This window comes from Klebsiella sp. FDAARGOS_511 (assembly GCF_003812845.1).
Taxonomy (GTDB): Bacteria; Pseudomonadota; Gammaproteobacteria; order Enterobacterales; family Enterobacteriaceae; genus Klebsiella; species Klebsiella grimontii.
Window position 1 is genome coordinate 3,764,379 of the sequence record NZ_CP033824.1, and the last position, 25,861, is coordinate 3,790,239.

A 25,861-nucleotide genomic window follows, 5' to 3' on the forward strand; every position below is an offset into this window, starting at 1 on the left:
AAATTAAAGCTAATAAAGTCGGCCTGCTCGCTTCAATAAATCGTCTATATCAGGAACCTCTTTCCGGAAATATCCTGACCTGGGTGTCATTCAGCCGGGAAATTGTCTGGTACGATCCAGTTAACAGAACAGGAACATAATTTATACCTGATAGACATATACATGTAATGATTCAGTCGTAACCAGTTACAAGGAAGCTACTATGAATAAAAACGACATGAGTCCTTTACCCACCAATACCCACGAGTGGTTTTTTAATCGTAACAGCATCATCATTTTGCTCGATATTGTTCTGTTTATCGTTCTCTACAACACGCTACCCTATGAGCCGAAGGTGGTCATGGGACTGAGTATGCTCGCTTTTATCGCCGTATTATGGTTAACAGAAGCGCTGCACGTGACCGTTACGGCCATAATGGTTCCCGTTATGGCCGTGCTGTTGGGGGTATTTAATACCCAGGCGGCGCTAAACAGTTTCGCTAACTCTACGATATTCCTTTTCCTCGGCGGCTTTGCTCTGGCGGCGGCGATGCATGTGCAGGGGCTGGATAAAGTCATTGCCGATAAAGTATTAGCGATGGCGAGGGGCAAAATGCGCCTCGCGGTCTTTATGCTATTTGGCGTGACGGCGCTGCTGTCAATGTGGATCAGTAATACGGCGACGGCCGCAATGATGATGCCGCTGGTATTGGGGATCCTGAGTAAAGTCGATGGCAAAAACCGCCATTCGACCTATGTGTTTGTGCTCCTCGGTATTGCCTATAGCGCCAGCATTGGCGGAATGGCGACCATCGTCGGCAGTCCACCGAATGCGATTGCCGCCGCTGAGGTGGGGCTCTCCTTCTTTGACTGGATGAAGTTCGGTTTCCCGGCAATGATCGTCTTACTGCCAGTCGCTATTGCGATTCTTTACCTCGTGTTCAGGCCGGAACTTAAGGGGACCTTCGAAACGAATAGTGAACAGGTCGATTGGGATAAAGGCAAAATAGTCACCCTAGCTATTTTTGGCCTTACCGTATTCTTCTGGATTTTCAGCGGACCCATTAACGATCTGCTGGGCGGTTTTAAATCCTTCGATACCATTGTGGCTTTAGGCGCCATTATATTAGTCAATTTCGCTCGGGTAGTTCACTGGAAGGATATAGAGAAAACGGCTGACTGGGGCGTGCTGTTATTATTCGGCGGCGGTATCTGCTTAAGTAATGTGTTGAAAGAGACGGGTACCAGTCTGTTCCTGGCAAACCAGATTAGCGGGATGGTGGCTCATATGGGGATATTTATTATTATCCTGGTGATTGCAGCATTCGTGGTGTTTCTGACCGAGTTTGCCAGTAATACGGCCAGCGCCGCTTTGCTTATTCCCGTATTTGCCTCAGTGGCCGAAGCGTTCGGCATGTCGCCTGTGATTCTGTCGGTATTGATTGCCATTGCGGCTTCATGCGCTTTTATGCTGCCCGTGGCGACGCCGCCAAACGCTATCGTTTTCGCCACTGGCCATATCAAGCAGCAGGAGATGATGCGCGCCGGCCTGTTTTTGAATATCGCCTGTATCGTCGTTTTGACCGGATTTAGCATGTTGTTTTGGGTCTAGCTTTTGATAAGCGAGTTTCCACCCAATATCTTGCAAATGAAGACTGCCGAGCGGCGAATAATCGAACGCAGTTCGATGGAGAGTCCGGTCGCAGAAAAGCAAAAACCCAGCCATAGGCTGGGCTCTCTGAATAAGTGGTGCCCGGACTCGGACTAACGCCGCAGGCGTTGAACAGCGCGCTTGTCGCGCTGGCCCCGAAGGGGTGAGCCGCTGTGCGGCGAATAATCGAACGTAGTTCGATGGAGAGTCCGGTCGTAGAAAAGCAAAAACCCAGCCATAGGCTGGGTTCTCTGAATAAGTGGTGCCCGGACTCGGACTAACGCCGCAGGCGTTGAACAGCGCGCTTGTCGCGCTGGCCCCGAAGGGGTGAGCCGCTGTGCGGCGAATAATCGAACGTAGTTCGATGGAGAGGCCGGTCGCAGAAAAGCAAAAACCCAGCCATAGGCTGGGTTCTCTGAATAAGTGGTGCCCGGACTCGGAATCGAACCAAGGACACGGGGATTTTCAATCCCTTCGCAGGTGTTAATCGGATGTAAAAGAGCGTTTGTACGTTACATAAGTGAACGTACAAACTATGAAAATTTTACCCGTTATTTCCCCAAAAGGCGGTGAAGGTAAATCGACTTTCGCTGCTTACCTCGCTGGTTTTCTTGCCGATGCTGGTGTGAAGACACTTCTTATTGATGCCGACTGGACCCAGCCGACGGCCAGCAGTATTTTTGCTCTTAATAAAGAAGCGCTGTTCGGACTGTATGAGCTTCTCATGCAGACGATCCCCGACCCAATTCAGGCTATTTCTCAGACCTCAATAGATAATCTGGACCTTATTTACTCAAACGATCCAGACGAACTTCTGCCGACAGCTATGCTGCACGCGGCAGATGGTCGTATCCGCTTAAGGAATATTCTTCAGCATCCAGCCTTTTGCCGCTACGGGGCTATTATTATCGACTCCAAAGGTGCCACCGGGGTGATGACGGAGCTTTCCATACTTGCGTCAACTGGCCGCGTCATGGGGGTTGTGAAACCCATACTTCCCGACGTTCGTGAGTTTATTCGCGGTTCCCTGCATATGTTTTCCCGCCTCAAAACCTACGAAAATTACGGTATACACCTGCCCGAAATCTCTATCCTCGTGAACTGTTTCGAAAATACGCTTCTTGACCGGGAGGCGATGGACAGTCTCTCAAAAATTATCAGCGAGAAGCAGTATGACAGCAGTGTATTGGGAGAGCGAAATATGTTCAGTCTGCTCGATACCTGTATCGAGCAACTGGATATCTTCAAACTGGGCCATGTTAAGTCACAGCCAGTTCACCGGCTTGAATATAAAACCCGGCGTAAGGGACTTGCGGCGGCAGATACCATGCACAGCCTTGCCTGCGAGTTGTTTCCTGAGTGGAAAGCGTTCTTTGATGACGTCCTTTCCCGGGAGATTCGCGTATGAGCCGTAATCAAATTTGGCGTGTCGTTGCTTATTCCACTGATACATACAAGGGGCATGAAGAGGTTTATGTGTTTGTTGATGCTCCTGATTACGAAACAGCAAATGATCGTATTTACGAGCGTCTGGCTGAGGAATGGGGTCTTCCGAGGGGTTTTATTGATATATACAACCTGTGGAATAAATCAGAACTTCGCGATATGTCCACAGGAGCACAAATGCCAGCCGGGCTGCCGTTGCTGGAGTCTGGAGGCGGGAATGGAGAGGTGTATTACGATCGGGAGCCCTTGATTCTGGTTGCGTCTGCCCGCCTGCGTAAAGTTCTGGAGTGTGCGCTGCAGGAGGTGCCGGCATGAGCAACATGACTATCAATGCCATTCTGACGCAGCATCTGGAGCGACAGCCTTATGACGATAATCCCGTTGGAACTGAACCAGCAACCTGTGTTGGATGCGGTTGTACAGACAATAACGCCTGCGTGAACGAATACCGTGAAATCTGCTACTGGCTTAAGGTGAATCGCGAAACAGGGATGGGGGTTTGTTCCTGTTGTCCTGAGTTCCTGAGCCACCCTTGCACACCAGATTTCGACTGAGGAGGGGTTATGGACAAAACAAATATTCCCCACTCGGCAGAAGCAGAGCAGGCCGTTCTGGGCGGATTAATGCTGGATAACGACCGCTGGGATGAAGTGGTTTTATTGCTGGCGCCGGATGATTTCTTTGTGGGCTGGCACCGTGCCATTTACCGGGCAATGGCTGAGCTGGTCGGTGAAAGCCTGCCGCTGGATCTGATTACGCTTTCTGACCGGATGGAGAATGCTGGTTTGCTGGAGCGGGTTGGCGGCTTTGCTTATCTGGCTGAGTTGAGTAAGAACACGCCATCGGCCGCCAATATACTGGCATATGCAGGGGTAGTGGCGGAAAAAAGCCGGCTACGCAAACTGCAGAGCGTCGGCAATATGCTGGTTGCTGACGTGCAGGCGTTGAATGCGCGCTCTTCTGACGTTCTGGAGGTGGCTGAGAACCAGCTGTTCTGCATTGCTGAGCAGGGCATGCTGCAGGCAGGAACTGAAACCACAGTAAACGATGCCATGGACAAGCTGGTCAGCCGACTTGAAGCCATGATGGCGCTGGACGGCCTGACCGGTACACCAACCGGTTTCAGCCAACTGGACGAGATGACCTGCGGCCTTCAGCCGGGCGATCTGGTTTTGCTGGCCGCACGTCCATCGATGGGAAAAACCGCTCTGGCGCTGGCTACATGTGCCGCCGCTGTTCGGGGAAAACCGGATGATTACGTTTTTGTCTACAGCATGGAAATGCCGGAAGAGCAGCTCTCCATGCGCCTGATGTCCATGGAAGGGCGGGTTGAACTCAGCAGGCTTCGCAGCGCATCACTGGATGATGAAGAATGGGCCCGTCTTTCACTGGCCATGAAAGAGATAATTGAGTGGAATAATCGTCTGATTATTGATGACACAAGCTATCAGACACCGGCAACCTTACGCGCCCGTACCCGCCGTTATGTCCGTAAGTACGGCAATCCCGCCCTCATTATGGTCGACTACCTGCAACTGATCCGCTCCCCCGAACAGGAAAACCGGACGCAGGAAATTGCCGAAATATCGCGCTCCCTGAAGGCGATGGGCAAGGAGTTCGGGTGTCCCGTGCTGGCGCTTTCTCAGCTCAATCGCCAGGTGGAGCAGCGGGCGGATAAACGTCCCAATAACGGCGATCTGCGTGATTCGGGGGCGCTCGAACAGGATGCTGACCTCATTATGTTTATCTACCGGGATGAAGTGTATAACCCGGGCACCATGACGCCGGGTGTGGCAGAAATCATTATCGGTAAGCAGCGGCAGGGACCAACCGGAACGGTGAAAGTGCAGTTTGATGGCCGCTATACGCTTTTTTCCGAGTATCAGGAAGGGGGATATGACTTCGGGTACCACAGGACAGGAGGTCGGGTATGAGCCGTAACCGCACGAATATTGGGGCCTCCATGCTCCAGCCGGGCCGCAGGACCTCGGGTAGCGTTGAGAGCACAATGGTGGTTGAAATGCCAATGGTTCTGACGATTGAGCAACTGGCACCAAACCCGGATAACCCCCGAACATCGCGTAATCCACGCTATGACGAGATAAAGGCGTCAATTAAGGCCCGCGGGCTGGATACGGTGCCGAAAGTCACCCGCGATCCGGATGGTGACCCGATTAAATATATTTTCAGTGATGGCGGTAACACCCGTTATCAGATACTGACGGAACTGTGGCATGAAACGGGGGAAGAGCGGTTTTTCCGCATCCATGTGCTCGTGAAGCCCTGGCCCGGGCGGCTCCAGTGTGTGATTGGTCATCTCGCGGAGAATGAGGTTCGTGGCGATCTGTCCTTTATTGAAAAGGCCAGGGGAGTCCATAAAGCGCGAATTATCTATGAAGAACAACAGGATAAACCGGTTTCGATGCGGGAGTTGTCAAAGTTACTGACTGAGCAGGGATTACCGATTGATGCCTCAAGTATCAGCCGTATGGAAAGTGCACTCACCCACTTATATCCCTGGATGCCGGATCTTCTTGAATCCGGGCTTGGTGCTCCACAAATCAGGCTATTGCTTGCCTTGCGCCAGGATGCGGAGAAAGTCTGGGATCAATTTTGCCTTCTGTCTGAACGAAGCGATAAATGCTTTACCGATGTATTTGGTGAATGTTGCCGCAAGTTCAATTCCCCTGAATTGTGGTCGCCGGAAATGTTCCGCGATGAATTTATTGGTGATCTGCTGTTGGCACTGCCGCATCCGGAACTGAATTATGACCGCTGGGTGATGGAACTGGATCCCGGCGAGCGTAACCGGCGCTATCACTTTGGCGAACCGGAAGCGGCTACCCGCCCTCAGGGAGTGGCGCTATCACCATCCACTGATGACGTTCAGGAGGCTGCACCCGAGCCTGATTTTACCCTGCCGAAAGCACTATCTGAATCGCCGCCTGCCACGTCAACTGTTACGGAGGAACAACCTCTTCGGGGTGCAAATTCACGGGTAACGCCAGAGATCAATAAGGAAGCGCATACGTCGTTCCCTCGTACAGAAATACAGCCCGATATGTACGGCGGTTCTCCGGTAATTTCGGGGGACGGCATGGGCCCTGGGCTTTCTCCGGAGCATGATGAAACCGACAGCGATGAGACGCTTATCTCCATGCTGGCGCCGGGGCTGGAGGATGAGGGAGAGGCCCTGCATCCGGCCTGTAACATTGCCGGAGATGCGATCTGGTCTGTTCCGGCTTATCAGGATGATATCGAACATCTGCAGAATATGGCCTTCATCATGGCGTGGGAACTGGGGGAAAAGCTGGGGTGTGAAGATGAAATCCTGCCAGACCGCGCCAGTAGTCTGTCGCCAGGCTACTGCGCTGCAGGTGACCACTGCAGCGCACCCGCCGCCTTCCTTTTGTCCCTTGCGGGGTGTTGTCCGGCACAGTGTCCGACAACCGGGATGGATGTTGTGCTGATCGGCGGTTCTGCACAGCAGGATGTGCCAGTTCTTGATGATGAAAATGCCATAAAACTGCTGAGGCTGATGCGTGTCATGCGCCGCCTGCGGGAGCTGCAGCGTGGCGTAACGGCGGTAGAGGAGGAGCATGATGAATAATTACAAACGGCAGGAGCGGCTGGTCAGTCTGGTCAGGAAACTGCTGGAACTGAGCCGAAGCAACAGCAATGCGCATGAAGCCGGACTGGCGCTTTCAAGAGCGCAGCGCCTGATGGAAAAATATGGTATCAGCGAGCTGGACGCCACGCTTTCGTCAGTTCGTGACGTTGCCTCTCAGAGCGCGCCATCAGAGGCCGAAAAGGTGCCTGAGTGGATGACCCGTCTGGCATGGGCGGTTGGTCATGCCTTTGGCTGTCGGCCTTACTTCTCATGGCGCAATACATCATCGGGCGACTGTCGACGAACCGTATCATTTTATGGTTTCAGTGAACGGCCTACCGTGGCGGCTTATGCTTTTGATGTGCTGACCCGCCAGTTGAAAGATGCCACTGCGGTATACCTGAAAACCCAGAGTAAAAAGCTGAAGCTGTCGACCCGCCGAAACCGGGCAGAGCTTTTTCGTGCCGGGTGGGTTGACGGCATGCGTCGCGTCATCACGGTTTTCCGGGTTACAGAACGGGAAACGCAACTGATGACCCGCTGGATGGATAACCAGAATATGAAGGCGGCGACCATCCGGGAACTGAAAAGCTGCCGCGGAGGCGATATTGCCCGCCACCGGGGTTATGAGGCGGGTAAGAACGCCAGGTTGCATCATGGTGTTGAAGGTGAAAATACGGCCGCCATTGGTCACCGGGAGGAACGTACGTCATGACGAAGCATCAACGGGTGTTGCTGTCGGGTACCTCCCATTGTCTGTGGTGCGGTGTGGTATTTGGGCTGCTGGCCGCAGATATGTATCCCGGTGTCGTTCCGGCATTTTCCGGGACCATTTTACGGGGGCTGGCTGTTGCCAGCTTCATTTCTGTCCTGCTGTGGATGATGGTGAGTTACCTGGAGGACATTTCCTGGACGTATATCTGGGGGGCGATGTTCCTGCCTCCGCTGGCCGCATTACTCCTCTGTTATGTGGGCTGGCTGGGTTACAGCTTTATTTTCTGGAAATGGGACTATGATTTTGCTCTCTTCATCCGGGAGGCGGTTCTGCCAGTTGTTTTCCTTGTGTGGGGAGCATGTAACTTCTTAATAGTCCCCTTTATCTTTTTGTTTATCTTGTCTCCCGGAGGTGTTGAGTGACTAATTCCGGTGGTTTATCTCAGGCTGCCAACGGGCTGCTGATGCAGCTGGTGATGGATCTGAAAAGTGGCTATCTCCGTCGCTGTGAGTCGCTGGGGATCAAGCGAGAAGAGATGCAGATGTTGCAGGGACTCTCCCTTGAGGAGCTGCATTATCTCGCGAACAGCGAAGTTTCTGTGGTCAGCGTCAGCATCGATCACAGCAATCTGGTCAGCATGCTGCAACGGGCCAGAATGGAGCAAAAGCGCATGCAACGCATCGACCGGGCGCTGGCGCTGGGCAGTTCGATAGAGCTGATGCAGACATTTTTCGGGCTTTCCAGTACAGATGTGGCGGCCCGTCGCAGGATCGCCGGTATCGAAGCCCGATCCGGACGGGGCAATACGCTCGGGGATGAAGACAATGCAGAAATCTGGCGGCTGTGGCAGAAATCAGGCGTTGAAGAAGTGGAAAGCCCGGACGGGCTTGACGTCATGATGCTGGCAGCAGAGCAACTGAATATCCCTCTTACCTCTGTCTGGCATGCTGTGAAAGGGTGGCACAGAACCACACCCCGCAGGTCTGTGGGTCAGTCCCCGAAACCCTCAGTGAGGAAGCGTGCATGAGGATGAAAATCGTTGGCCCCGACCTGTGGGCTTCTCCCGGTGTGCCATCGCAGTGCTGTCGTAAAGCCTTACGGCTGGTCAGTCAGTATCATCGTGGCGATCGTAATTATACCCGGCTTGAGGACCGGGGCTGTGGATACGTCAAGATTAATATTGGTCCGTTCTGGCGTCTGCTCAGTCGTAACGGGGGCAGAACCTGGTTACTACTGAGTCACGGGCGGTACAACTCAGCGATCCGCAAATAGTATGTTTACCCTGCATCTGTACGCGGATGCAGGCATAAGCATACTGACAGAACAGAATGGCCTGATGGGAGCCATCATAAGGAAGAGGATATGACGCTGCCTGCGGACAACCTGATAGCGTTTACGCTGGAAAAAATGAATGCCCGTCTGGTGGCTAATCCGCTGCTCGATGACGGACGGGTACGCAGCGGCCTGCTGTTTACGGGGAACATGCATGATGCCATCCCCCGAAGGCTGTTGCTGGATCCACGGCTTTCCCCCCTTGATAAGATGGGCTGGATGATGATCCGCCTGTATGCGCAGAATAATGAAGGCGCGATATTCCCCAGTTATGATGAGCTGCAGGTGCAACTGGCTTCCCCGGGTAAAGGTAAAGCCTCCCGTGAAACCGTTAGCCGGGTGTTGCTGATGTTACGAATAACCGGCTGGCTCAGCCTGTGTAAGCGGGTTCGCGACGATAAAGGGCGGGTTCGCGGCAATATCTACGCGCAACATGATGAGCCCCTGACTTTCCGGGATGCAGAATCACTGGACCCGCGTTTTCTTGATGTGGTTGCCGATGCCTGCCTGAGTAAAAACCGGACGGTCAGTCAGATCGCCCGGGATGTGCTGGGCGAGATTAAAAACGATCCCACCATGCGGCACTATCACAGCCATTTGTCTCTGCTTGAAACCCGTCTGGGTCGCCCACAAAATGCCGGTCAGTTAGCAGTGCGGCAGCATACCTCATTATTAACCCCGAAGCCGGGTTCGGGATCCGAACTCAGTATAAATCGAATAAAAAACAACCATCAAGAACTGAGTACGGAAACCGAACTCAGTCAGAATCCGATGCGAATAAAACAGAGTTCGGATTCCGAACTGCCAGTAAAATCAGGGGATTATGACAGAGTTCGGAAACCGAACCATTACGTACGTAGTTTCACACACAGTGTGAATAAAAAAACGTATGTGGACAATCCAGTTGTGTTGCCTGATGCGCTGAAAGCCGTAGTGTCGCAGGAAGACCAGGCGATGTTGATTCGCCAGCTTCAGGCTCTTCCTGAAGAACAGGCACAACAGGTCCTGTTTGCCCTGCAGAATCTGATGGCCAGGCAGCGAGTAGACAATCCGCTCGGCTGGATGCTGGCGGTGATGAAAAAAGCCCGGGAAGGGAATTTCAGGCCCGTTAAGCAACCGCAATCGGTTCAGCCGGAGACTCAGACGCGACCATGCCGACCTGAACAGCAGCCTTTTTCCGCGCCTCCGCGACCTGTGGTAGCTTCTGAAGAGCAGGTCAGGAATTACGTCACCAGTCTGCGGGAACAACTGAGACATAATACCCGATGATTAAAAAGTATACGGTGCTGATACTGCCGACAGTGGTCAAAAAGCATACGGTGTTGGCACTGCCAACAGTGGTTAAAAAATGTACGCTGTTGGCACTGCCAACAGCGGTCAAAAAGTGTACGGTGCTGGCACTGCCAACAGTGGTCAAAAAGTGTACGCTGTTGGCACTGCCAACAGTGGTCAAAAAGCGTGCGGTACTTACTGGCAATGGATAAATCAAAATTTCATCATCTGGCGATCTGGTTTTCAATTGTCCTGCTTCCTCTTGCTGGGGACTATCTCAATCCTGATTGAGATATCGCAACAGCAAGGGGCTATATATGGAAAAGGGTAAAAAGAACGCGGATGCGAAGGTCGGTAATGAAGCATCTTCACCGCGGGCAGGCGCACTACAGTCCGCACTCTCGGTAGAGCTTCATACTCACTATGCCATCAGATTATGGGAAGGGCGTAAGCAAAGTGACAGTAATTCCCGTAGTCTCCATGAGAAAAAGCGGCCTGAAATCATTAGTATGCCAAAGGCCATTCAGCGTGCCGGGGTGGCTTCCCGGGATTCAGCAGCAGATAACCCTTATGCTGATATGGTACTGGTGAAGCTGGAAACCACGCTTCACATGGCGTCCAATAAGATCAGTACGATAGTGAATGAACTGGATGTGATTCTGTCAGCTGTTCCCAAAGGGATAACGCTTTCTGACATTGCGTCTGCGTATCCTCTGAATATCAGCGTTTACAGTCGTTCCCCCCTTGGGTACCGGTGCGTATGGCTGCTGGTCGGTTACGACCAACTGGCAATGAAAGCGTTTCAGGCTTTCCATTATGGGCTGATTTCACGCGCTCAGCGCGATCAGTATCTCAACAGAGGCGGGCATGCGGTCAGACAGGTTTATGGGGCTATTCAGCCTTATTACACCGTGGCGGTTAACCGGAGTGACATTATTAATCTGACCGCCCGCGGGAAAGAGGCCCTGGCGCGGTTGGGTGAACCCGATCCCGATATTTTCTCCGGTAAAAAGCGATCTTCTTTTTCATCGCCTCTGCGGGAACACACTGTTCGCCAGGGCGAAAAGCGCTGAGAGGAGGTGAGACATGCAGCTTTATCTGTGTGAGAAACCGTCTCAGGCGAAAGATATTGCGCGGGTTCTCGGCATCAGTAAACGAGGACATGGATTTATCAGCGGTGGCAATATCACCGTCACCTGGGCCATTGGCCATCTGCTGGAACAGGCCAACCCGGATGCTTATGGCGAACAGTTTGGTAAACCCTGGCGGGCCGATGTGCTCCCGGTTTTACCTGATAACTGGAAAATGGTGGTCAAACCCCAGACCCGGGATCAGTTCACGGTTATCAGTAAGTTGCTGAAGCAGGCCGGAGAGGTGATTATTGCCACCGATGCTGACCGGGAAGGTGAGGTTATCGCCCGTGAGCTGCTGGCGTATTGTGGATATCGTGGCACAGTACGTCGGTTGTGGTTATCCGCGCTTGACGAAGCCAGTGTCCGCGAGGCTCTGGCCGGTATTCTGCCCGGGGAAAAAACGGCAAAACTGTATGAAGCCGGGCTGGGGCGCAGCAGGGCGGACTGGCTTATCGGGATGAATCTGACCCGCTTGTATACCCTTATAGCTCGTGAATCCGGTGTTTCCGACGTGTTGTCCGTTGGTCGGGTTCAGACGCCGACGCTGGCGATAGTGGTTAACCGTGATAAAGAAATCGCTGATTTTGTCCCGGTCCCCTGGTGGCTGGTGCAGGCTCTGCTTGAGAAAGATGGCGTGCGCTTCAGGGCGACCTGGCAGGCGGCAGCGCAGTACTGCGATGACGAAAAGCGCTGCGTGAATAAGCAGGCTGCGAACGCTGTCGGACAACTCTGCCAGCAGCAGAAGGGCGCAACGGTACTGGACGTGAGCCAGAAGCGCGATAAAACACCGGCTCCGCTTTGCTTCGATCTGGGAACGCTGCAGCAGGTCTGCTCCCGTAAATTCGGGATGGGGGCTAAAGAGACGCTGGCTGTCGCCCAGTCATTATATGAAACGCATAAAGCGACGACCTATCCGCGAACCGACTGTGGTTATCTTCCGACATCGATGCAGCAGGAAATTCCTGATGTACTGACCGCCGTCACCAAATCCGATCCGTCAGTTGCACCGGTGCTGACCCAACTGGACCGCGGGTTTGTCTCCCGGGTCTGGAATGATAAAAAAATCACGGCACACCATGCCATTATTCCCACACGCCAGGCATTTGATCTCTCGCGCCTCAGCGCGGATGAGCTGAAGGTTTATCAGCTTATTCGACAGCATTATTTTGCGCAGTTTTTGCCGTTGCAGGAGTCTGATGTGACCGACGTCTCTTTTAACATAGGCGGGCAGTTGTTCCGGGCCAGAGGGAAAGTCAATGTTGTCACGGGCTGGAAACTGTTATTTCAGAAGGACCATCAGAATGAGCAATCTGAAGATACCAGTGATAATGATGCCGACATGGCGCTGCCACCGTTAAACAAAGGTGACACCTGTATTGTCAATGGCGCAGCGGTGGAAGACAAAAAAACCAGTCCACCTCCCCCGTTTACCGAGGGAACGCTGATTGCCGCGATGAAAAATGCTGCCAGTTTCGTCAGCGATCCGAAGCTGAAAAAAGTGCTGCGCGATAATGCGGGACTGGGAACCGAAGCGACCCGGGCCGGTGTGCTGGAGACACTTTTCTCCCGTCATTACCTGGAGAAAAAAGGCAAACATATCCACGCCACGTTGCTGGCCAGGGAACTGATAGCGGCGTTGCCTGAAACGCTGACCAGCCCCGGTATGACCGCGCTGTGGGAACAGGCGCTGGATGATATCGCTCAGGGGAAAATGCCGCTGGATACCTTTATGCAGAAACAGCTGCAGTGGACTCGCCATCTGGTTGACAAAGGGAGGAGTGATACAGTGAAGATTACCGCGCCTGTGACACCACCCTGCCCGGTTTGTAAGGGGCCGACCCGCAGGCGTAAGGGAAAGAATAGTGATTTCTGGGGATGTATTCGTTATCCGGAGTGTAGCGGTATTGTTGCAGGGAAAAGTGGCGGGAAGGGCCGGAAAACCGCGCGGGGCAAAAAAACGGCAGCAAAGACGAAAGCGGAATTCTCTGCACCGCAATAATGGTTTTGGGTACACCAGGGCAGTAAGTTCTGCTATTGTAAACCCGCTTTGATGCAAAGGTACCCCGCAGGCTACGGGGCTGTTACGGACTTTAACGGGGTCTGATGATAGCCTGGCCCGGCAGGCAGTGAATTGTACGTTCCGACTGGCCTGCAAGACGCATGCACTCCGTGAAAACCGCGTCGGGATAATGTCCTTAATCCCCGGAGAATGATGAGACACCGCAGGTTCTGGTACTGGCCATAAGGGCGTCGGCAACGGCGCCTTTTTTTATTCTGCAACTCGCAGCAGCACCTCCTCTGGTTTCAGGTTGACATTCTCGCCGGGCAGTTTAATGATGGTCGTGCTTAATTGTCGTTTTTACGACCACCAATGTTTCAGCAGTCTGTGAGAAACGCCTTCGGGTGGCTGCAAAAGAATTCTCCCGTAGCCTGAAAGGGAGAGCATATTGAATGTGGTACATCTGCGCACCTTTGAAAGCAGATATCGCAAGTCACATGCGCACTATGACGCGGCGATGAAGGTTTCTTAATGACTCACCAGACAGTCGGAATTTAGCTGATTCTGACTCCCCGACGGGAAAAACACTCCCGTCGGGGCAGATGTTTTCTCCGTCGTATCTTATTTTTACCTCCATGGAGAAAACATCATGTCTGCAAATAATACGACTTCCGGCAAAACGGAATATTTCAACCTGACCATTAAAGGTCTGGGATATCTCAGCAATATTCGCCAGGTCAATCTTCAGAACGGCTCTTTTCTCAGTTGTGTGATTAACGCGCTGAGTGGTCCGACGGATAACCCAGTATATGTTCGCTTTGATGTTTCCGTTGCCGGCAAAGAAGCGACCAGCCTGATTGGCCGTTGCCAGAAAGCCGTTGATGAGGATAAAAAAGTCCTTATCGGCTTCACCTTAAGTAATCCGTCCACGGATATCTTTACGCTTAACAAAGGCGATCATGCCGGCGAGCAGCGTGTCAGCCTGAAAGCCCGCTTAATAAAAGTGGACTGGATAAAAATAGGCCAGGATATGGTTTATAAGACTGAAAAACCGGACTCCATGCCGCCTCAGAACGGTACTGCTCAGCCCGAATACGCTGAAAATTCTTTCTGAGTTATTTTTACCCTCACCTCCCTGAATAACGGACCTTCCTTCAGGGAGGTCTGTTTTCTTTATTAAGGAAACACATCATGAATAATTCAACAGGAATTCTGGCAGCAGAGTCCGGTTTTACTTTACCTTTGCAGGTGCTCAAAAGCGGTCGCGGTTATTATATCGGTACGGCAAATCATGAGGGACCTGTTTCCCGTGAGTCTGAAGAATACTTCAGTACCCATAAAAAAGCGGTTCAGGCGTTCACCACTGGTGCCTGGACTCAACGTGAGTGGGCATAAGGAGAGAGCCTCATGGCTTCACGTGGAATTAACAAAGTCATTCTGGTTGGAAATTTAGGCCAGGATCCTGAAGTGCGCTATATGCCCAACAGTAACGCAGTGACCACGCTGTCGATAGCGACTTCAGAGAGCTGGCGCGATAAGCAAACCGGCGAAATGAAAGAGCAGACCGAATGGCACCGTGTTGTGCTGTTTGGCAAACTGGCGGAAGTGACCAGTGAATATCTGCGTAAAGGCTCGCAGGTGTATATTGAAGGCCAGTTACGTACCCGTAAATGGCAGGATCAGCATGGCCAGGATCGTTATTCTACCGAAGTGGTGGTCAACGTGAACGGTAGCATGCAGATGCTGGGGAGTCGTCAACGGTCGGGTAGCTCCTCTTCCCAACACCAGGGCTCTCAACAGCAGGGATGGGGACAACCTCAGCAGCCTGTATCAGGTGGTCAGCCGTCTCAGGTTGGGCCGTCGTCAACCGGACGCACCGCTGCCGGCATGCCGATGGATTTTGACGACGATATCCCCTTTTGAATGACATAAAGTAATTATTGTTAAGTAATTTATAGTCAGTTATATTCAACCGATTGGTTTTGCTGACAGTAAGTGGAATTATAGCCCTTCTAGTGCGTAAACACTCGAAGGGCTTTTTTGTTAAAGTTAATTTTGTTGCATTATAAGATGATATAAAAAATTTTTTGTGAAGATAAGGGTTTTTGACTATTCTTATTTTGTCAACAAGAGAGGTGCAATGAAAATAGAGCCAGTCACACACAAAACCGGTGAGCAGGTACCAATGATGCTGGATGCTTATGGTATGCCCGTAGCCATTACCTAATGAGTTTATTCTTTCCAGACGCTCCCTTAGCACCAATACTTTGGTTCGGAATTTGAGATAATTGTCAGTGCTTTATCGCTGGCTGGTGAAATCGAATTGTGACTTGTCAGGGAAATTGCTGGCACAGAACCCATTCAATGAGGCTGAATTAAAAGGTATTTTGGTTGAAGCGCTAAGAATTGATCAGTAGTTAATCACAGAAAATAAAAATAGGGGTTTCATAATGTCTATCTATCTTAATTTCCCACCACCCGCGAACTGGCAGGATTTTCAAATTCTAACATTGCGACTTGTAGAACAAATGTGTGAACCTGATACAGTGAGAGAATATGGAAGGCAAGGACAGCGGCAAGATGGTGTTGATGTGTATGGAGAGATGTCTGGTGAATTGCATCTGGGCGTTCAGTGTAAACAGATGGAGCCCGGCAAGAAACTAACTATGAAGTTGATTCAGGATGAAGCTGACGCAGCATTAGCTTTTAAGCCTGACTTACATGTATTCATAATTGCAACAACTTTAGCCGAAGATACTGCAATTCATAAGGCAGTGACTACACTTAATGCGTCAAAAAAATATAATTTCAAGATTAGTTATTGGAGCTGGAATCATTTCAATGACAAGCTAAATCGATCTAGTAAACTAATGGAGGAGAGCTACTGTAACTACGCTAAATCGTTTGATGATAATGAATATCTTCGTGACCTTGAAGCGATTTTCGAAGCTTTTTCTCGACCCGCATTCATTGACAATTTTAAGCACGAGCTAAACTACAATGATTTTCTTCACGGGTTAGGTGACACAGTACTTTTTCTGCAAACAGGCCTCCTAAGAGATCGGCTTACTGGGGAATTACTTCGTGGCACCTATCCTCTTAGCATGTTGCCTGCTGGTGAGAGCAAAAAGTTGCGCAAACGCCTACTTGACGAAGTCAAGAATCTTCGTAAGCGCGCTCTTGAAGATTACTCGAATGGACAACTGGATCAGTCTAAAGCACAAGAATACAACGCTTCACGATATCTTCTTATCTCAGAAGTTAACAAATTATTTTTATCTAGTGGGATGCCAGTAATTGTCCCATTATATGGTTTTTAGTTAGCTTTTTGTCGTAGATGAGAAATCCAAAAGGTTTTAGCGCAGAAAATTACATGGAAAGTGTTTATCTGAGAATCGCAATTTTGACCTGTGAGTTCAATCGATGTGAGACCGTCCAGTAGAGTTCTGCGCCGACAAATTGTAAAGGTCCTATCTTTACACTTATCTGCTAACTTCTAAAAAAAGACATGTTAAGAAGTTGGTAAAAGAGTGTTTAAGTTAATAAAGTTGAATTAACAATTTATATGCGATATTTTCAATAAGTTGAACTGTTTTTATGTGAATTAGTTGCTTCGTTGGCAGCAGCGTTGCTTACAACGCTAGGGCAAGATTCGGTGCCTAGATGAGTCTGCTCGACACGCCCAGCAATCCTAAGGATGGGCTCCCTGCCTGACTGCGGGGCCTCTCTAGGCACCGCGGGGTTCGTTAATGCTCTGCTGGGCATTTTTTGTTCGTGTGTCTAATTATGCGTGCTGGGTCGTTCTGTGATACCTATGATCTTCTCTAGGTCAAGTTTTGCAGGGCTCTATTACGAGCCCTTTGATTCATCACCGTCCATTTTCTATTTTGGTATGTATATGGTCGGTGACAGCTGTGAGTCGATCACCGCCCCCGGCTCGATTGAGTATAATGGCAGTTCGCCAGGCAGAGCTAGCGGAGAGGGTCTATACGTCGTTTTCCCGTCTATTATTTCTTGATAGTAAAAGGTGTCTGTAGGGAAAACGTAATCGATGAAAGACTCTAAAGTCGAGATTAGTTGGTCAATATCTCTGGCCCAATCAATTTTTATTGCATTGAGTATTTTCGTATGTCCGAGATCCTCGATGTCTTCAAGATGGCCGAAGTGTCCATCCACAAGCCCTTGGATATTTCGAACCGCGCTGCGGTAATCCTTTGCAAAATGGCTAGATTTTGAAAAGTTTAGAATCCAGCGTCCTACAGCCTCGCTTTTGTTTAAACTGACCTCCCCTTTGATGGGGACCTTGTTATGCTTTGTCTTTTCCGAAATCCCTATGCAGAAAGTGCAATATTTGTCTTTGACAGGCTTTCGTTTGAAGTAAGAGGCAAGGAACAAATCTTCTCCATTGTTGCCTTCTACTTCGCCGACAAAACCTATTGTTTCTTCATCGTTCGATATCAATATGAAAAGATCTGAATTGTCTAGCGTTCCGTTCAATGTAAGGCCGAGACCCTTTGTTTCGGGGTATGCTTTTTTGTTTCCAGGCAAAAGCATAAGAACTCGATCCAAGTTGTAGTTTTGCTTGGCAAAATATAGCTCGGAGTCGTTTCCGACTTTGAAGATATTCATCTTCGTGATGTTGAACCCGTTTATGTCATAGTCGGCCAAGATACTGGTGCATAAGCTTTTAAAGCACTCAATTCCAGTTTTTGTTCTAAGGAAGTCGACCATGACATATTCAAATGCATGATTAAGAACGGTTTTCTCCATGTTTTTAAAGAAGCCGCTTTCTCTGAGCGCACCTCTATAGTCTTGGAGGCTTTTGCTGTTATTCCAGCTAGATGGAAGGTTTTTCTGGTAGCGTACAGTTTTAAGAATTCCACAGTAGAACGATGCCCAGTAAGGCGCAGTGTTCAGTACCAAGGTTTTCTCTACTTGAGGAAGGATCACTGTTGTACTGTTATTCAAATCTTTACCTCGGTAGGTTTTGCGAATGTCGTGTTTTCAGCCCCGAACCTGATTTGCCTCGGTGAAAGATTGGCAAAATCTGGTACATCCGTGCATGGTGAAGCGTCATTTTTAGTCAGTTGGAACAGGCCGCCAACGCTACTGTTTTGCAAGCCTTTTGTCTACTAGCTGCAAAGGTTGATTCAGTGTCGTTGATTTTGATCGAACGTTTAGTTTTGTACGAGTAGGTGGCTGGCTATGGTATGCACTGGCCTGAGCTGGATGAGGACCTGAGTACCCAAGGGCTGCTTCGTGGTGCTAAAGGTGCGATTCCACGACAATCGCCGGTGTAATTTGACAAACAGAACGCTGACCTTCCGGTCGGCGTTTTTTTCATCTGTGGAAAATCAGTTGTTAATTGAGTGAATGCGGGGGGATTTCGCACAGTGAGGCCTGCTAATCACTGTAAAGGAAACCCCGGATGAAATTTCAACCCCGTTATAAGACTCTGTCTGTTGTTCTGCCGCTGCTTTTACTGGCCGGCTGCTGCTCCTCTCCACCTCAGAAACTACAACAGCGTGAAGCCGCTGTACCCACGCCTTCCGTGGCTGTCACCCGCAATGTTCAGACTGTCGCGCCTGATGAATATGCCAGAACGCCGGAGGTGGTGCGTTATGACCGTTATCTGCTGGTCAGCACGGATCCGATGGCTGCCCAGCGCGATCCGCTGTCGCAGATTATTGATATCCGTATCCCGTCATCCCTGCATCCGACCGTGGCGGATGCCCTGCGCTATACCCTGAAGCAGTCCGGCTATTCACTTTGCGCCACAGGACCGGCAAACGGCGTTCTGTACCGCCAGCCACTACCGGCCGTGCAGTATCAGCTGGGACCCATGCGACTCCGCACCGCCCTGCAGGTGATGGCTGGCCCGGCCTGGCAACTGGAGGTTGATGATGTTCAGCGTGTGGTCTGCCACAGTCTGCGTGACGGGTATCAGTTACCGGCCAGTCAGTTACCGCCTGTCCAGGTTCCCCGGAAGGTACCCACCCCGGTTACGGGAGGGTTCCTGAAAAAATGAGCGAAAAGAACATCACTGAGTCTGTTCCCGCCGGGGAAAAGAGGCGTCTGTGGTCATGGTGGTCTGCTGCCGGCGTCTGTCTTTGTCTGATGATGGCAGCGGCCGGCTTTGTATTGTACGTGCTGGTCAGTGGTATGACTGACCTGGATACGCGCCTTTCACGTCTGGAAGCACAGGATAATACAGCCACAACCAGCACACTGTTATCCACTCTTCAGTCGCAGGTCTCAACGCTGCAGGCCGGGCTGGCTGATAACCAGCAGCGTGTGACCGCACTACAGAAAGAGACCGAAGCCCGGACCGGACCCTCGCAGGAACTGGCCACTCTGCAGGCATCTGCCGCACGGCTGCAACAGGCGCAGCAGGAGATGGAAACCCGGCTGAGTGTGCTTGCTGACCAGCTGAATGCCCTGAAAGCGGTACCGGCTGCTGCGACTTCGGCTCCGGAAAAAACACCGACAGAAGTCAAAAAACAGTTACCTGTTAAACCCCGTTCGACGGCTGTTGTTGCACGTCATGCGCCGTTTGTGCTGACCGGCGTGGAAAGACGAGGCGCGGAGTCCTGGGCGGCGGTAGCCCCCCGCGGTTACCACAGCCTGTCGCAGATAGCGCTTATCGGGGAAGGGGAAACCGTCTCCGGCTGGACGCTGGTTCGTGCCGGTTACAGCGAAGCGACTTTCCGTGTCAACGGGCGCCTGACAGCCCTTAAGGTGGAGTAAACCATCATGCAACTGAAACTGACTTTTCTTGCGCTGGTCATGCTGAGTTCGCGGGCTCTGGCGGCCACGGATACCTCCGTAGTTGAAAACTCGCAAACCACTCAGAGCCAGACGCAGTCCCTGCAGCAGAAAGCCGGCGAATGGGGGCTAAGCCCGGAGGATTACCAGCGGTATCAGCAACTGATGAATGGCCCCAGGGGGATTCAGTCCCCGGGGCTGGACCCACTCTCGGCGCTGGGGATTGAGGCCCGCACGCCGGCAGAGCGCCGTCAGTATGCGGAAAAATGGGTTAAAGAGGAATTTGCCCGTACGCAAAAAGAACTGGATTTCCAGCGGGAAATCAATACGGCATGGCAACGGCTTTATCCGGACAGACTGCCGGTGAATCTGGGGAATGCTGCCGGTGTTGCCCGGGATACCGGGGGGCGTCTGGCGTTGTTCGTTAAGTCGAAGAACTGTCCGACCTGCGATGCGCGGCTGTCTGCGGTGCTCAGTGACAATCGTCCGGTTGATATTTACCTGGTCGACAGCGAGGGGAGTGACGATACGTTACGCCAGTGGGCCCGTGCTCACCGTATCCCGGCGGAGAAAGTCCGTTCCCGCCAGATTACGCTGAACCATGACGGTGGCCGCTGGCTGCGCTTTGGCGACGGAATGATGCCGGTGTTGCTGCAACAGGGAGAAAAAGGATGGCATATCGCCGCATTCTGATCGCCCTGATGCTGGCTGTAAGTGGCAGTGCAACGGCAGCAGGTGAGACTGTACCGGAAGGGTATATCCGGGTGGCCGTTGCGCATGGAGTACCGCCGGAAGCGCTCTATTCTGTCTCGCTGACGGAAACCGCTATGGCGCCACGATCAATTGCTGCGGTGGTCAGGCAGAAGACAAATCTGCCTGCGGTGAGTCGTCCCTGGCCGTGGACGATTAATGTGGCGGGTAAGGGATACCGCTACGCCAGCCGTCTGGAGGCCTGGCGGGCACTGCAGGTTTTTATGTCACGCTATTCCCTTAAACGTATTGATGTCGGTCTGGCTCAGGTAAACCTGGGCTGGAACGGGCATCACTTTGTTTCGACCTGGGCGGCGTTTGACCCGTACACCAACCTCAATGCTGCAGCCAGCATTCTGCGCGAGTGCTGGGAGCGTAAACCGGGTAGCTGGCTGGATGCGGCCGGTTGTTATCACCATCCGGCGGGTGGGCAAGCTGCAGCACGATACAAAACTATCGTGAAACGTCATCTTGTCCGTCTCAGCGGCACGCCCCGCCAGTCCTCTTTGTTGCCGCCTTCTTTATTACCGCAGACAGTGGCAGCCATTGCCCCTGAACCTGGTTTTATCTGGACTGAGCCCGGGAGTGAACCCTGATGAAAAAACTGTTTTTAATGATGTGTCTTTTTCTGCCCCTGACGGGCCATGCCGGACTGAACGTCCTCGCTGACCTCGGCGGGGAGGATGCCACGTCTTATTTTGACGGCATTAATAAACAACCCGGCCTGCCGGAGGCGTCACCGGCAACCCCGCCAGTTTCTGCGATGGCAGCAATGTTTCCGATCAGCACGCCGGAGATGATGCCGGGGACGGTGGAGGATCGTCCGCTGCAGTTGCCGGGCATTGGTGCGCTTTTCCTTATCGGTGATGACGAACAGTCACGGTACTGGCTGGCGGAGAATGCGCAGGCGCTAATTGCCCGACATGCGGCAGGCATGATTGTCAGTGTTGACAGTGCGTCGGCTGTTGAGTCATTGCGGGATCTGGCTCCCGGTGTTCCGATGGCACCGGCATCCGGCTCTGAGCTGGCCCGCCGTCTGCAGTTACGACATTACCCGGTGATGATCACCGATACCGGATTGTCCCGACAGGTGCGGCCGTGATGAGCGCACTGCAACTGAGTGCTGCGCTGTTGGTCAACCCGTTGCCGGCCCCGCTTCTGGCGGCGCTGTTTATCATGGTGATGCTGCGTCTGAGCTTTCGCCAGCGGGAGAAAGCCAGCGTTCGTCGCCACCGTCGCTATCAGGCTGCGGCGGCACGGGTGCTGGAAAAACTGGGCACTCTGCCGGGGGACGGTCAGCGTATGCAGTACCTGCGCAAAATTAACCCTTATGTATTTGAGGAATTGCTGTTGCTGGCGCTGGAACGACAGGGGCTGACGGTCGTTCGTAATGCGTCTTACAGTGGGGATGGCGGCACTGACGGACAGGTCATTATTGATGACGAATGCTGGTTGATCCAGGCCAAACGCTACAGCCGGGCGATTACACCTGCCCATATTCGCGACTTTGACCAGCTTCTTGAACAGCGTACCTGCTGCGGTTTTTTCATTCACACCGGGCGGACCGGACACATGAGTCGGGCGGTCTGCTCCACCTCTCCGCGTCTTTTTATCATCAGCGGCCAGCGCTTGCTGGATCTGCTTGCCGGCCGACATGGCTGGCTGTCAGGTTGTTCATATTTTCAGAGGACATCTGTATGACATTTTCTTTACAGCGTTTACTGCGGACCGGCTGTCTCAGCCTCGCCCGTTTACTTTTTTTGTGGCCGGCGTTACTGACCGGAGCCGTGATGCTGGTGATGGCCTTCCTGTCGTATCAGGGGGGCGTCACATCGCGTCTGGATTATTACACGTATGAGGCTGCCCGCTGGCGCAACGCGCCGGAAGGGAGCCTTATGGTGCGGCGCTGTATCGATGCCGCTACGGACAATGCCGTATTCCCTGTTGCACCGCTGAGCGGGGATGAGTGGCGTGTGATGGCAGCAAGGGAAACTGACTGCCCGACAGTGGCGGAACCGTTTGAACAGGCAGCTGAAAACGATATCCGTGCATTACACCTGCTAATGAAAATTGTTCTGGTGATCAGCGTTTGCCTGGAACTGTTTATGACGGTTCGTGCTCGTAGGGGAAGGGGGCACAGTGGCGCGGTGGCGCATGTTCGCATGGCAAAGGGCGGCGTCCGTATCGTCAGGGAGGAAGATAATGAGTAACCGCTACGTGATTGAAGCCCTGTTGCGTCCGGCGGTTGAGCTGAATACTGCTGTCGTGGCCGGTATGGCGGCATATGTTTGTGTACAGGCTCCCTGGGCTGTGGCGCTGGCACCTTCAGTTAGTTATGTAACCGCGTCTGGCTTTGCGGTGTTATCTGTTGTGCGTGCCCGGCAAGGGATGAAGATTCTTCGTTATCGCCGCAATCTGACCCGGCTCCCCCGCTACATCATGAGCGCCGGACAGATACCGGTCAGCCGTCAGCGCCTGTTTCTCGGGCGCGGGTTTCGCTGGACGCAAAAACACACCCAGCGACTGCAGGATACGCTACGTCCGGAAGTGGCGAAGTACCTGCAGCCGGGCTGGCTGTATCAGGCCGCTCGCTGGCTGGAAATGAGGACGGAGCACTCAGCTCCGGGGCTGGGAAAACTGCTGCGTACGGATTCGCCCCTGAACCCGGTTCGCCCATTGCCGCCAGTGGGTGGTAATCCGGTGTTGCATGGCATTGAGCCGAATGAGCAGGATGTCTGGCTGACGCTGCTGGAGCGTGTGGGGCACACCATCGTCTATGGCACCACCCGTGTGGGGAAAACACGCCTGGCAGAGCTGCTGGTTACCCAGGATATTCGTCGCGGTGAAGTTACCATTGTTTTTGACCCGAAGGGCGATGCCGATCTGATGAAGCGCGTCTGGGCTGAAGCACACCGTGCCGGCCGGGGCGACGCGCTGTATATTTTCCATCTGGGCTGGCCTGAAATATCTGCACGCTATAACGCCGTCGGGCGTTTTGGTCGGGTGTCAGAAGTGGCGTCCCGCGTGGCGGGCCAGCTGTCAGGAGAGGGGAACAGCGCGGCGTTCCGTGAGTTTGCCTGGCGGTTCGTCAACATTATCGCCCGGGCCCTTGTAGCACTGGGCGAGCGTCCGGATTACACCCTGATTATGCGCTATGTGAACAATATCGCCGATCTGTATATCCGTTACGCAGAGAAGGTTATCCGTGAGCAGCTTCCCTCGCTGCAGGCTCAAATTCAGAATAACGAGCAGATTCTGGGGGATGATGATGTCCCGCGGAATATGCAGGGGCAGCCGGATGCGATACGTATCTGGTCCATTGAGGTGGCACTCAGTTCAGAAGAGGGAAAGCAGCTGTATGATCCCATTCTGGATGGTCTGCGTAGCGCAGTACGCTATGACCGTACCTATTTTGATAAAATTGTGGCTTCCCTACTGCCTTTGCTGGAGAAACTGACTACCGGGAAAACAGCGGAGTTGCTGGCACCGGACTATCTGGATATGAACGATTCACGACCGATTTTTGACTGGGAGCAGATAATCCGCAAAAAGGCCGTGGTGTATATTGGCCTCGATGCGCTCAGCGACAGTGAAGTGGCCAGCGCCGTGGGAAACTCCATGTTTGCCGATCTGGTGAGCGTGGCGGGTCATATCTACAAACACGGTATTCATGCCGGGCTACCGGGAGAGGGGGAGAGCAAGGTCCCGATTAACCTGCACTGTGATGAATTCAATGAGCTGATGGGTGATGAATTTATCCCGCTTATTAACAAAGGGGGCGGCGCCGGCATGCAGGTGACGGCCTACACCCAGACCTCATCGGATATTGAGGCCCGGATCGGCAATGCGGCCAAAACGGCTCAGGTCCAGGGCAACTTCAACAATCTGATTATGTTACGTGTCAGGGAGAACCGTACCGCCGAACTCCTGACCACGCAGCTGCCGCAGGTGGAGATTTACACCAAGACGCTGGTCTCTGGCCATCAGGATACCGATATCAGTGCGGGCCAGGATTTTACCTCCAGTACGCAGGATCGTGTCGGGACGGTCAAGGTGCCGTTGCTGGAGCCAGCTGATGTGGTAACACTTCCGAAAGGGCAGGCATTCGCCCTGCTGGAAGGCGGGCAATTGTGGAAAATCCGCATGCCGCTGCCTGCCGGTGATGTGGATGATAAACTGATGCCGCAGAGTATTGCGAAAATTGCCGAGGAAATGCGCCGCAATTATCACAGTGGTGAAGCGTGGTGGAATGATGCGCCGGCCATTGTGCCAGCAGGAGGTGAACTTGGCTGAACCTCAGCGTAATAGTCCTCCTCCGCCCCGGCCGGAGAAGCCACATGGTTTGCTTTATAATGTGTTCTGGGGCTGGCCCTGGGCATTGTTCGGCATGCTACTGGGTTCGCTGATGTTGAGCCTGCTGATTGAGTACACCGGCATAGCGTTCTTCTGGCCGGAAGCGGGGGCAGCCCACAGCGAGGCGGTGATGAATACTGAACTGGGCTGGCTGTCGACAGAATTCACCCGCAGCCTGTTGCTGTCTGAGCCTTCTGTGACTGTTGTTCGATGGGTAACATTAGCGTATCAGTGGCTGTTTGTTGACAGTGGGTTTACTGGCTGGATAAAGCAGCAGAATGTGTTGCAGACTGGCAGCGATAACGAGCTGACCCGTAATCTGAACAACTGGAGTGGGTGGCTTGCGGGCTATCTGCATGAATATCTGATGGCGACCGTATGGATATGCGTGATTACCCTGGTGCGGGTAACCATACTGGTTCTTTCAGTCCCGCTGTTTCTGATGGTAGTGCTGGTTTCGCTGGTCGAAGGGCTGGGACGCAGGGATCTTCGGCGCTATGGGGCGGGTTATGAAAGTTCGTTTGTTTATCACCATGCTAAAAAGATGGTGAAACCAGCTATCGTAGTACCCATGATGCTGTATCTTTCCTGGCCGACGGCGGTATACCCCAACCTGTTGCTGTTGCCTGCTGCCATATTGCTGGGTGTCGCTATCACGGTCACCACGGCTTCATTCAAGAAATATCTTTAGTTATCGGCGCTGGACGAAGGCGTACAAAACTTGTTTTTGTGCGTCTTCGTCAGCAGACAAGCCCCTGAACAGTCGCTAACTGGCGCGTCAGTTTTAAACTCAGACTTGCCGCTGGTAAATGATCAAAAATTTTGGGTGCACGGCGTTGGCGATTAGAGGGGGACA

At 52.5% G+C, this 25,861-nt stretch carries 29 protein-coding genes; 28 read left to right on the forward strand and 1 reads right to left on the reverse strand.

Features of this window, described 5'->3' with window-relative positions; genetic code table 11:
- Positions 1–202 precede the first annotated feature (202 nt).
- The 18 genes from EGY08_RS19195 (at position 203) to EGY08_RS19285 (ending at position 16,457) form a co-directional block, all read left to right on the forward strand.
- Positions 203–1,591, forward strand: coding sequence for an SLC13 family permease (locus EGY08_RS19195; protein ID WP_123828766.1), 1,389 nt, complete (start codon positions 203–205; stop codon positions 1,589–1,591).
- A gap of 574 nt (positions 1,592–2,165) precedes the next feature.
- Positions 2,166–3,038 carry a ParA family protein gene (locus EGY08_RS19200; RefSeq protein ID WP_123828767.1) on the forward strand — a complete coding sequence of 291 codons (873 nt, stop codon included), beginning with the start codon at positions 2,166–2,168 and terminating at the stop codon, positions 3,036–3,038.
- Positions 3,035–3,391: a hypothetical protein gene (locus tag EGY08_RS19205; RefSeq protein WP_123828768.1), complete on the forward strand. Its 357-nt coding sequence runs from the start codon at positions 3,035–3,037 to the stop codon at positions 3,389–3,391. Before EGY08_RS19200 ends, EGY08_RS19205 begins: the two co-directional genes overlap by 4 nt.
- Positions 3,388–3,630 carry a hypothetical protein gene (locus EGY08_RS19210; RefSeq protein WP_218571464.1) on the forward strand — a complete coding sequence of 81 codons (243 nt, stop codon included), beginning with the start codon at positions 3,388–3,390 and terminating at the stop codon, positions 3,628–3,630. The genes EGY08_RS19205 and EGY08_RS19210 overlap by 4 nt, the downstream gene beginning before the upstream one ends.
- 9 nt (positions 3,631–3,639) lie before the next feature.
- Positions 3,640–5,010: an SPI-7-type island replicative DNA helicase gene (gene dnaB-PI / locus EGY08_RS19215; protein ID WP_123828769.1), complete on the forward strand. Its 1,371-nt coding sequence runs from the start codon at positions 3,640–3,642 to the stop codon at positions 5,008–5,010.
- On the forward strand, positions 5,007–6,686 hold the full coding sequence (locus EGY08_RS19220) for a ParB family protein (protein ID WP_123828770.1): 1,680 nt from the start codon (positions 5,007–5,009) through the stop codon (positions 6,684–6,686). The genes dnaB-PI and EGY08_RS19220 overlap by 4 nt, the downstream gene beginning before the upstream one ends.
- Positions 6,679–7,401, forward strand: coding sequence for a DUF2786 domain-containing protein (locus EGY08_RS19225; protein ID WP_123829438.1), 723 nt, complete (start codon positions 6,679–6,681; stop codon positions 7,399–7,401). The genes EGY08_RS19220 and EGY08_RS19225 overlap by 8 nt, the downstream gene beginning before the upstream one ends.
- Entirely contained in the window at positions 7,398–7,823 is a 426-nt protein-coding gene (locus EGY08_RS19230) for a hypothetical protein (RefSeq protein ID WP_123828771.1), read from the forward strand. The genes EGY08_RS19225 and EGY08_RS19230 overlap by 4 nt, the downstream gene beginning before the upstream one ends.
- A 41-nt stretch (positions 7,824–7,864) precedes the next feature.
- The gene (locus tag EGY08_RS19235) at positions 7,865–8,428 is read left to right on the forward strand and encodes a DUF2857 domain-containing protein (RefSeq protein WP_222841561.1); all 564 of its coding nucleotides are present in this window, start codon (positions 7,865–7,867) and stop codon (positions 8,426–8,428) included.
- Complete coding sequence (locus EGY08_RS31105; RefSeq protein WP_033567089.1) at positions 8,425–8,673, forward strand: hypothetical protein; 249 nt, start codon at positions 8,425–8,427, stop codon at positions 8,671–8,673. Before EGY08_RS19235 ends, EGY08_RS31105 begins: the two co-directional genes overlap by 4 nt.
- Positions 8,674–8,763: 90 nt before the next feature.
- Positions 8,764–10,002, forward strand: coding sequence for an STY4528 family pathogenicity island replication protein (locus EGY08_RS19245; protein ID WP_123828772.1), 1,239 nt, complete (start codon positions 8,764–8,766; stop codon positions 10,000–10,002).
- The gene (locus tag EGY08_RS19250) at positions 9,999–10,217 is read left to right on the forward strand and encodes a hypothetical protein (protein ID WP_123828773.1); all 219 of its coding nucleotides are present in this window, start codon (positions 9,999–10,001) and stop codon (positions 10,215–10,217) included. Before EGY08_RS19245 ends, EGY08_RS19250 begins: the two co-directional genes overlap by 4 nt.
- 105 nt (positions 10,218–10,322) lie before the next feature.
- The gene (locus EGY08_RS19255) at positions 10,323–11,078 is read left to right on the forward strand and encodes a PFL_4669 family integrating conjugative element protein (protein ID WP_123828774.1); all 756 of its coding nucleotides are present in this window, start codon (positions 10,323–10,325) and stop codon (positions 11,076–11,078) included.
- Positions 11,079–11,091: 13 nt separating this feature from the next.
- Positions 11,092–13,137 (forward strand): DNA topoisomerase III, encoded by a 2,046-nt coding sequence (locus EGY08_RS19260; RefSeq protein WP_123828775.1) that lies wholly within the window; start codon positions 11,092–11,094, stop codon positions 13,135–13,137.
- A gap of 649 nt (positions 13,138–13,786) precedes the next feature.
- Positions 13,787–14,251 carry an STY4534 family ICE replication protein gene (locus EGY08_RS19265; RefSeq protein ID WP_123828776.1) on the forward strand — a complete coding sequence of 155 codons (465 nt, stop codon included), beginning with the start codon at positions 13,787–13,789 and terminating at the stop codon, positions 14,249–14,251.
- A 77-nt stretch (positions 14,252–14,328) separates the two neighbouring features.
- A complete protein-coding gene (locus tag EGY08_RS19270; RefSeq protein ID WP_032191374.1) occupies positions 14,329–14,532 on the forward strand; it encodes a hypothetical protein in 204 nt (67 codons plus the stop codon).
- 12 nt (positions 14,533–14,544) lie between these two features.
- Positions 14,545–15,060 carry a single-stranded DNA-binding protein gene (locus tag EGY08_RS19275; RefSeq protein WP_123828777.1) on the forward strand — a complete coding sequence of 172 codons (516 nt, stop codon included), beginning with the start codon at positions 14,545–14,547 and terminating at the stop codon, positions 15,058–15,060.
- Between the two features lie 527 nt (positions 15,061–15,587).
- Complete coding sequence (locus tag EGY08_RS19285; RefSeq protein ID WP_123828778.1) at positions 15,588–16,457, forward strand: hypothetical protein; 870 nt, start codon at positions 15,588–15,590, stop codon at positions 16,455–16,457.
- A gap of 562 nt (positions 16,458–17,019) precedes the next feature.
- On the opposite strand, the gene EGY08_RS19290 is transcribed toward EGY08_RS19285, so the two are convergent.
- Complete coding sequence (locus EGY08_RS19290) at positions 17,020–18,105, reverse strand: hypothetical protein (RefSeq protein ID WP_123828779.1); 1,086 nt, start codon at positions 18,103–18,105, stop codon at positions 17,020–17,022.
- 242 nt (positions 18,106–18,347) lie between these two features.
- Between EGY08_RS19290 and EGY08_RS19295 the strand changes: the two genes are divergently transcribed.
- From EGY08_RS19295 to EGY08_RS19340, 10 genes are all read left to right on the forward strand, one after another.
- On the forward strand, positions 18,348–18,437 hold the full coding sequence (locus EGY08_RS19295) for a DUF2442 domain-containing protein (protein WP_227636269.1): 90 nt from the start codon (positions 18,348–18,350) through the stop codon (positions 18,435–18,437).
- Between the two features lie 128 nt (positions 18,438–18,565).
- Positions 18,566–19,165 (forward strand): PilL N-terminal domain-containing protein, encoded by a 600-nt coding sequence (locus tag EGY08_RS19300; RefSeq protein ID WP_123828780.1) that lies wholly within the window; start codon positions 18,566–18,568, stop codon positions 19,163–19,165.
- Positions 19,162–19,884 (forward strand): hypothetical protein, encoded by a 723-nt coding sequence (locus EGY08_RS19305; protein WP_123828781.1) that lies wholly within the window; start codon positions 19,162–19,164, stop codon positions 19,882–19,884. Before EGY08_RS19300 ends, EGY08_RS19305 begins: the two co-directional genes overlap by 4 nt.
- Positions 19,885–19,890: 6 nt before the next feature.
- Complete coding sequence (locus EGY08_RS19310) at positions 19,891–20,595, forward strand: TIGR03759 family integrating conjugative element protein (protein WP_123828782.1); 705 nt, start codon at positions 19,891–19,893, stop codon at positions 20,593–20,595.
- A complete protein-coding gene (locus EGY08_RS19315) occupies positions 20,574–21,248 on the forward strand; it encodes a transglycosylase SLT domain-containing protein (protein ID WP_123828783.1) in 675 nt (224 codons plus the stop codon). The genes EGY08_RS19310 and EGY08_RS19315 overlap by 22 nt, the downstream gene beginning before the upstream one ends.
- Positions 21,248–21,754: an integrating conjugative element protein gene (locus EGY08_RS19320; protein WP_117077257.1), complete on the forward strand. Its 507-nt coding sequence runs from the start codon at positions 21,248–21,250 to the stop codon at positions 21,752–21,754. The genes EGY08_RS19315 and EGY08_RS19320 overlap by 1 nt, the downstream gene beginning before the upstream one ends.
- Positions 21,754–22,353 (forward strand): restriction endonuclease, encoded by a 600-nt coding sequence (locus EGY08_RS19325; protein WP_123828784.1) that lies wholly within the window; start codon positions 21,754–21,756, stop codon positions 22,351–22,353. Before EGY08_RS19320 ends, EGY08_RS19325 begins: the two co-directional genes overlap by 1 nt.
- The gene (locus EGY08_RS19330; protein ID WP_116523494.1) at positions 22,350–22,862 is read left to right on the forward strand and encodes a hypothetical protein; all 513 of its coding nucleotides are present in this window, start codon (positions 22,350–22,352) and stop codon (positions 22,860–22,862) included. The genes EGY08_RS19325 and EGY08_RS19330 overlap by 4 nt, the downstream gene beginning before the upstream one ends.
- Complete coding sequence (traD, locus tag EGY08_RS19335) at positions 22,855–24,945, forward strand: type IV conjugative transfer system coupling protein TraD (protein WP_123828785.1); 2,091 nt, start codon at positions 22,855–22,857, stop codon at positions 24,943–24,945. Before EGY08_RS19330 ends, traD begins: the two co-directional genes overlap by 8 nt.
- The gene (locus tag EGY08_RS19340) at positions 24,938–25,696 is read left to right on the forward strand and encodes a TIGR03747 family integrating conjugative element membrane protein (RefSeq protein WP_123828786.1); all 759 of its coding nucleotides are present in this window, start codon (positions 24,938–24,940) and stop codon (positions 25,694–25,696) included. The genes traD and EGY08_RS19340 overlap by 8 nt, the downstream gene beginning before the upstream one ends.
- Positions 25,697–25,861: the final 165 nt, after the last annotated feature.